General features: G+C 67.7%; 7 protein-coding genes and 1 pseudogene. 4 read left to right on the plus strand and 4 right to left on the minus strand.

Annotated elements, in window-relative coordinates; genetic code table 11:
• The first annotated feature begins 296 nt into the window (after nucleotides 1–296).
• Together ACZ6BB_RS42015 and ACZ6BB_RS42020 are read left to right on the plus strand one after the other, a co-directional pair.
• Nucleotides 297–1,016, plus strand: coding sequence for an IS6 family transposase (locus tag ACZ6BB_RS42015; RefSeq protein WP_471620352.1), 720 nt, complete (start codon nucleotides 297–299; stop codon nucleotides 1,014–1,016).
• 197 nt (nucleotides 1,017–1,213) lie between these two features.
• Nucleotides 1,214–1,366 (plus strand): annotated as a pseudogene (locus ACZ6BB_RS42020) (IS256 family transposase); the annotation flags it as partial.
• A gap of 35 nt (nucleotides 1,367–1,401) precedes the next feature.
• On the opposite strand, the gene ACZ6BB_RS42025 reads toward ACZ6BB_RS42020, so the two are convergent.
• The 3 genes from ACZ6BB_RS42025 to bla all read right to left on the minus strand — a co-directional run bounded on the left by ACZ6BB_RS42025 (nucleotide 1,402) and on the right by bla (nucleotide 4,329).
• On the minus strand, nucleotides 1,402–1,968 hold the full coding sequence (locus ACZ6BB_RS42025) for a GNAT family N-acetyltransferase (RefSeq protein ID WP_471620353.1): 567 nt from the start codon (nucleotides 1,966–1,968) through the stop codon (nucleotides 1,402–1,404).
• A gap of 74 nt (nucleotides 1,969–2,042) precedes the next feature.
• Nucleotides 2,043–2,981: a MerR family transcriptional regulator gene (locus ACZ6BB_RS42030; RefSeq protein WP_471620354.1), complete on the minus strand. Its 939-nt coding sequence runs from the start codon at nucleotides 2,979–2,981 to the stop codon at nucleotides 2,043–2,045.
• Nucleotides 2,982–3,429: 448 nt separating this feature from the next.
• The gene (gene bla / locus ACZ6BB_RS42035) at nucleotides 3,430–4,329 is read right to left on the minus strand and encodes a class A beta-lactamase (protein ID WP_471620355.1); all 900 of its coding nucleotides are present in this window, start codon (nucleotides 4,327–4,329) and stop codon (nucleotides 3,430–3,432) included.
• A gap of 142 nt (nucleotides 4,330–4,471) precedes the next feature.
• Here bla and ACZ6BB_RS42040 point away from each other — a divergent pair, with 142 nt between their 5' ends.
• Nucleotides 4,472–4,819, plus strand: a complete 348-nt coding sequence (locus tag ACZ6BB_RS42040) for a hypothetical protein (protein ID WP_471620356.1) — start codon at nucleotides 4,472–4,474, stop codon at nucleotides 4,817–4,819.
• Between the two features lie 48 nt (nucleotides 4,820–4,867).
• Here the strand turns inward: ACZ6BB_RS42040 and ACZ6BB_RS42045 are convergent, their stop codons facing one another.
• The gene (locus tag ACZ6BB_RS42045) at nucleotides 4,868–5,074 is read right to left on the minus strand and encodes a hypothetical protein (protein WP_471620357.1); all 207 of its coding nucleotides are present in this window, start codon (nucleotides 5,072–5,074) and stop codon (nucleotides 4,868–4,870) included.
• A gap of 137 nt (nucleotides 5,075–5,211) precedes the next feature.
• Here ACZ6BB_RS42045 and ACZ6BB_RS42050 point away from each other — a divergent pair, with 137 nt between their 5' ends.
• Nucleotides 5,212–6,201 (plus strand): winged helix-turn-helix domain-containing protein, encoded by a 990-nt coding sequence (locus ACZ6BB_RS42050; RefSeq protein ID WP_471620358.1) that lies wholly within the window; start codon nucleotides 5,212–5,214, stop codon nucleotides 6,199–6,201.
• The last annotated feature ends 85 nt before the right edge of the window (nucleotides 6,202–6,286 follow it).

The raw sequence follows: 6,286 nt of genomic DNA on the forward strand, positions 1-6,286 counted from the left end.
GGTCGGGAATCAGAGATCCAGGGCCGCGGCCCTGGCGCCGGAGCGGGTGGAGCAACTGGCAGCCATCGGCATGCGCTGGACATGATGGGCGTCCTGGGTCAGCGGTGCTGCCGTGATCGCTCACCGAAGGTTTTCGTCACGGATCATCCTGCGGAGGCTGGTGCGGGCAGCGGTCAGGTCGTCTTCGAGGGCGGTGATGCGGGCGCGGCAAGTGACGTTCTCTGCGGAGGGCGCTGTCACGTTGGCTGAGCGGGTGGGATGATCTTCTGGTTGATCGTGTTGGAGGGGGCTGTTCCGTGGGGGCCGTGGCTCCGTCGTACAAGGGGCACCGGTACCCGGTCGAGGTCATCTCCCACTGCGTGTGGCTGTATCACCGCTTCCCGCTGTCGTTCCGCGAGGTCGAGGAGCTGATGCTCGAGCGCGGGATCGTCCTCTCCTACGAGACGGTGCGCCGCTGGTGCGCCAAGTTCGGGCATCGGTACGCCCATTCGCTGCGCCGCCGCCGGCCCCGACCTGGTGACAAGTGGCACTTGGACGAGGTCTTCATCAAGATCAATGGGGAACAGAAGTACCTGTGGCGGGCGGTCGACCAGGACGGCAACGTCCTGGACATCCTGGTACAGAGCCGCCGGGACAAGGCCGCGGCCAGGCGTTTCTTGCGCCGCCTGATGAAGAAGACCCGCATGGTGCCGCGGGTGATCGTCACCGACAAGCTCCGCTCCTACGGCGCGGCCCACCGCGAGGTCATGCCCTCCGTCGAGCACCGCTCCCACAAGGGGCTGAACAACCGGGCGGAGAACAGCCACCAGCCAACAAGGCAGCGCGAACGGGCGATGAAAGGCTTCCGCGGCACCGGCGCAGCCCAGCGGTCCCTGTCCGCGTTCAGCGGCATCTCACCCCACTTCCGACCCCGCCGACACCTGATGCCCGCACACCACTACCGCGCCGAGATGACCGTCCGCTTCGCAATCTGGGAGCAGATCACCGGCGCCGCCTACCCCTCCACCACGGCCTGAGCACAGCCCGGAACCGGGCTCCACGCGCCACGACGCACCATCAGACACCCACCCACCCAACAACGTGACAGCGCCGCTTTCCGAGCTCCCGGTCCACGAAGATCCCGAAGCCCCGGAATCCAGGCTGCTGCCCGAGCAGGTCACGGCCTTCAGTGCTGAGTCCCTCGATGGCCGTGCCGAGGTGACGAAGGGTGCCGGCCGCCGGGCTGGCGATGGTCTTCAAGCTGGTCGAGTCAGCCCAGGCCCGCTGGCGGGCTGTGAACGCACCCCACCTCGTCGCTCTGGTCCGTGCCGGGGCCCGCTTCGAACGCGGCCACCTCGTCGAACGCCCCGAGACCCTCTCGGCGTGAGCAGCCTCAGCCGATCCGCAGAGGCCGGGAGGATCTCAGGCACTCGTGCGCCGTATGTGCAGGTGGCCATCGCGGGGGAAGGAGGGCGGTGCTGCGGGCAGGATGGTGTCGAAGTCGTAGCGGCTCTTCTGTGCAACCCGGCACGATGCCAGGTTGTCCACCTGGTGCAGGAGTTCGAGACGCTCCAGCCCGTCGGCTTCGAAGGTGTCGAAGGCCCAGCTGGTGAGTGCCTCCAGAGCGCGGGAGGCCACTCCCCGCCCGCGAGCGTGCGCCGCGGTCCAGTAGCCCACTTCGGCCGCCGGTTTGCCGGAGGTGACTTCCTTGAGGACCACGTTGCCCACCAACTGTTCGCGAACTGAACCGGGTTGTGCCTCAAGGACGGCGAAGCCGAACCGGTACCCCGCTGCCCAGCCCTGTTGCTGAGCATGCACCCAGCGTGCCCCGTCGGCATCGTTGTCCACGACAGAGTTCGCCCACTGGCGCAGTGCGGGATCCCGGCTCACCTCGACCAATGCGGCAACGTCCTCCATGCACCAGGGGCGAAGAACGAGAGCGGGAGAGACCGGCGACGCGGCCACCTGAAGTACGACCAGGGCACTCATCAACCGATCATATGCGGCGGCGTTTTCACCCGACGCCAGCCCCGTCCGCCCCATGCCGTCTTGCGACCGCCCTGTCATTGCGGGGTCCGGACACGCAGAGCCTGGACGGACCAATCGAACACTGGAGCCAGACTCTCCGGGGCCGGCCAGCCGTTGACCACTGCGAGCAGCCGGAGGTACCGCTCCCTGCGGGGGTCACTCACGCTCTCCAGCCGAGTCGCCAGCCGGCGGCGAAGCTCAACGTCGTCGGGGCGGCCGAGGAGGTGCGCGCAGTGCGCCATGAACGCCGCGACGATCGGATCGGCCTGGGGCGAGGCCGGGTCGATGTCGGCGGTCAGAGCCGGGCCGGCCTGGTCACGAACGACTGCGGCAATGTCGCGGCGCGGGCCCATCATGTCGTTTCGGGTCTGCTCGGCTGCCTGGTCCTCGGCCATCCGCCGCATGACGGCGCGGAAACCCGGGTCCAGGGAAATTTCGGCCAACTCCACCCACGCCTGGACCTGCTCTGCCTCCGGGTTGTCGGGCAACTCGGGGGTCATCGAGCGCATGACCCCCGCGAATGCGGGGGCGGCGTCAAGACCGCCGAAGACGGCGTCGAGGAATTCGCCGATCAGACGTCGGCGTTCGTCCTCGGAAAGCTGGGCCAGCCTGTGCATGGGTTCCGTCTCCTCAGGGGTGGACCCGCGCTCGGCCACCGCCATCAGCACCGCGCGCCGCAGGCGCAGGACGCGGATCTGCACTGCCAGTGCTTCGGCGTGCGCCGCGGCGACCTCGGGAAGCGAGAGCTCGCGGTCCACGACCTTGCGGATCGTGGGAAGGTCCAGTCCCAGCTCGCGCAGGGTCCGCACGAGGTTCAGGCGTGCGACGGCGTCAATGCTGTAGAGGCGGTAGCCGGCCGGGCTGCGGTCCGTCGGTGCCACGATTCCGCGATCGGAGTAGAACCGAATGGTCTTGACCGTGAGACCGGTCCGTCGAGCGAGTTCACCGATCGAGTAGAGCGTGTCGCCGTCCATGCCCCCACCTTTGTATCTCCCCCTACTGGAGACTCAAGTCCCTTCGCCTGCCAGCAGGCAACCATTCCTCATCCACAAGTCTTGACAATTCCTCGCGCCGGGTCCAGGTGGTCCCGTACTGGGAAGAGCGCCGGCATATGGTTTCAGGGCGTACTCGTCTGTGGCTGCGATGGCTGTCGCCCTCGCGCGAAAGTGGTTGAGACCGGCTGCGGGCCCGGCCCTGACGCTCGCGTCAGGGCCGGGCGAGTTCGGACTGTCCCTCCGGGCGGTGTCCCGGGGCACGGTTGCGACGAGGGCACCGGTCATCGCGCGCAATGTCGAGGACGATGCATTCGTCTTCCGGGACGATCCGGTGAGGCAGGGCGCCTGCCTGATGTCCCTCAATCGCGCTGGAACGAAAACCGAGCCGGCCGGCCGCCGCGTGTCGTGCGTAGACGTGTGGGTGGTGCTATCGCAGTGCGCCGGCCAAGAGGTGCGCGGTGTCTGCGATCAGCTTGTTCTCCGTCGCGGCGCCTTGGTCGAACTTGCGGGACATGATGGAGAGCACCAGCGCGGTGCCGTCCTCCGTCCAGGCGATACCCACGTTGTTGTTGGTGCCGTAGGAACCACCACCCGTCTTGTCCGCGACGGCCCACGAGGACGGCAGCCCCGCGCGCAGGCGGGTGCTGCTGGTCTGGTTGTGCAGCAGCCAGTGCGTGAGCAGCGCACGGTCGGGCCGGCTGAGCGTATCGCCGAGGACGAGTCGGGCGTAGGCGCGGCCGATCGCGCGCGGGCTGGTTGTGTCCGTGATCCGCCACGGCTCGCCCGAGTTCAGCTCCGTCTCCCACCGGTCCAGCCGGGTTACCGGGTCACCGAGGGAACGGGCGAAACGGGTGATCACCGTGGGGCCGCCCAGTTCGCGCAGCAGCAGATTGCCTGCGGTGTTGTCACTGTGGCGGATCGTGGCGTCGCACAGCTCGGCGATCGTCATGCCCGTGGCCAGGTGTTCCTTTGTCACGTCCGAGTTTTCGAGTAGGTCGGCCGCCGTGTAGTGGATCCGGCGGGCCAGCACCTCGCCGTCGCGGTCCAGGTCGCGCAGCACCGCGGCGGCGGCGAGCGTCTTGAACAGCGAACAGATCGGGAACAGCGTGTCGGCACGGTGCCGGATCGTTTCCCCTGTACGGACATTGTGGGCGTAGACCCCCAGCCGGGCCCCGTACTGCTCCTCCAGCCCACGAAGACGGTCAGTGACACCGTCCGAGGCGCGGGCGGGCGCGGTCGCGAGCAGGGCCGTGGCGGTGGCCGTACCGGCCACAAGCAGCGTGCGCCGGCTCATCGCAGAGGTGAGAGGGCCGCTCGTATGTAACATCGTGCACTCCTTCATCAACGTGCGTCAGCAGTTCCGTCAGTGATCGACGCAGCGCCTCGCGTCCTGGTTGCGTCAGTCACCTAGTAGTGCTTCGTTACGTTGAGTGATCCCGTCTGACCGTGGGCAGCTTCCCGAAGTGAGGTTGGCAACGACCGATGAGTGGGACGAGTTCCAAGAACACTTCGACCGCCGCAAGGTTGAACTGGGAAATTGCGCCCGCCCCTACGGCACACCTTGCCAACATGAGCACGCTTGTCTGCGTTGCCCGATGCTTCAGGTGAATCCCAAGATGCTGTCACGTCTGAACGAACTGGAAGAGGATCTGGAAGCCCGCCGGAAGCAAGCAGAGACCGAGGGCTGGCTGGGTGAGATCGAAGGCATCGATCTCACACTGCAGTTCCTGCGCGAGAAACGGAAGCAGGCTCTGAGGTCTGAGCAACCGGACCGCTCAGTCGACCTCGGGATCCCATCCTTCCTGCCTCGTCCCTGATCAGCGCTCTGCCACACGTCCGCTCAACACTGACCGTCTGAGCGGCCTTTACTCCTTCGGGGCCTTCCGCGCGGCGGTGCCCACCGCGATGCCCAGGACGATGAGCGCGATGCTGATGTAGATCTCGTAGCCGTCGATGTACAGGTGCTTCATGAAGCCCATGAGCGGGATCCACTTGCCGAAGGCCTCGTGGATGATGCCCTGCAGGCCGCCGACGATGAACGTGAAGCTGATGAAACCAAGAGTGCCCTTCATGACCTCAACGGTAGAAATCCCAGATCAGGGCCAGTATCGGTCGTTGGTATACGGAGGCGGCGGGCTTGTAGTCCGAAAGTATCGACCTGCGGTACGCAGGAGCCGGGCGGCTGCACTGCGGACGTAGATTCGGCGGTATGCGCAGCCGCCGCGACTGGTTCGTCGACATCGCCTTCTTCCTCTTCGCCGTGGTCTTCTCCCTGGTCACGGCGGACTCGGTGCACCTGGACGAGGATATGTCCGGCGGCGAGCAGATCGCCGACCAGGCGACCGGCGGACTGGCCTGCGCATCGGTGTTCCTGCGGCGGCGGTGGCCGGCGCAGCTGGCCGTGGTGCTGATGCTGGCCGGGACGCACTTCCATCATCTGACCGGGGCCACGCTGGTGGCGCTGTTCACGGTTGCGGTGCACCGGGAGCGGCGGGTCACTGCCTGGGTGGCGACGGTCGCGCTGGTGCAGCTCCTCGTGCTTCTGGCGCATGGGCCGGACGCGGAGTCCGAGGCGGCCGGTTCGGCCCTCACCTACTTCGCGCTGGTGGCGGGCGCTATCGGCTGGGGGCTGTACGTACGCTCCCGACGGGCGCTGATTGCGTCGCTGGAGGAACGCGCGGTCCGGGCCGCCGGCGAGGCCCGACGGCAGGCACGGGAGGAGATTGCCCGGGAGATGCACGACGTCCTCGCCCACCGACTGTCGCTGCTGAGCGTCCATGCGGGGGCGCTGGAGTTCAATCCGGGCGCCCCCGCGGCGGACGTTCGGCGCGCGGCCGAGGTGATCCGCGACAGCGCGCACCAGGCGCTGCAGGACCTGCGCGAGGTGATCGGTGTCCTGCGGGCGCCGACGGCGGGCCCAGACGGGGTCTCGGGGCCTGCGAAGCGGCCGAAGGTCGGCGACGGCGACTTCGCCGTGCTCGAGCCGCTCCTGCTGGACGGCGCGATGGCTCAGGGGTGGGTGGATGAGCGGTGGACGCTTTCGCGGGTGCGGCTGCTGATCGCTGAGCAGCTGGGTGTGTCTTTGTCGATTCGCGGGGTGTGGGAGTTGCTGCGGCGGCACGGCTGGTCGTGTCAGCAGCCTGCGCGGCGGGCTGTCGAACGTGACGATGCGGCGGTGGCCGGCTGGCTGGCTGGGTGAAGGAGACCTGGCCCCGGGCAAAGCCACCGCGGCGGCGCTCGGGGCGTGGCTGGTCTTCGAGGACGAGGCCGCCGTCTCGATGACG

Source organism: Streptomyces sp. NPDC041108 (assembly GCF_055592645.1).

Bases quoted from the DNA above. Each gene is read 5' to 3' on its own strand.
- ACZ6BB_RS42045 (WP_471620357.1), bottom strand. From the start codon at position 5,074: ATGAAGGGCACTCTTGGTTTCATCAGCTTCACGTTCATCGTCGGCGGC.
- ACZ6BB_RS42025 (WP_471620353.1), bottom strand. From the start codon at position 1,968: ATGAGTGCCCTGGTCGTACTTCAGGTGGCCGCGTCGCCGGTCTCTCCC.
- bla (WP_471620355.1), bottom strand. From the start codon at position 4,329: ATGTTACATACGAGCGGCCCTCTCACCTCTGCGATGAGCCGGCGCACG.
- ACZ6BB_RS42030 (WP_471620354.1), bottom strand. From the start codon at position 2,981: ATGGACGGCGACACGCTCTACTCGATCGGTGAACTCGCTCGACGGACC.
- ACZ6BB_RS42050 (WP_471620358.1), top strand. From the start codon at position 5,212: ATGCGCAGCCGCCGCGACTGGTTCGTCGACATCGCCTTCTTCCTCTTC.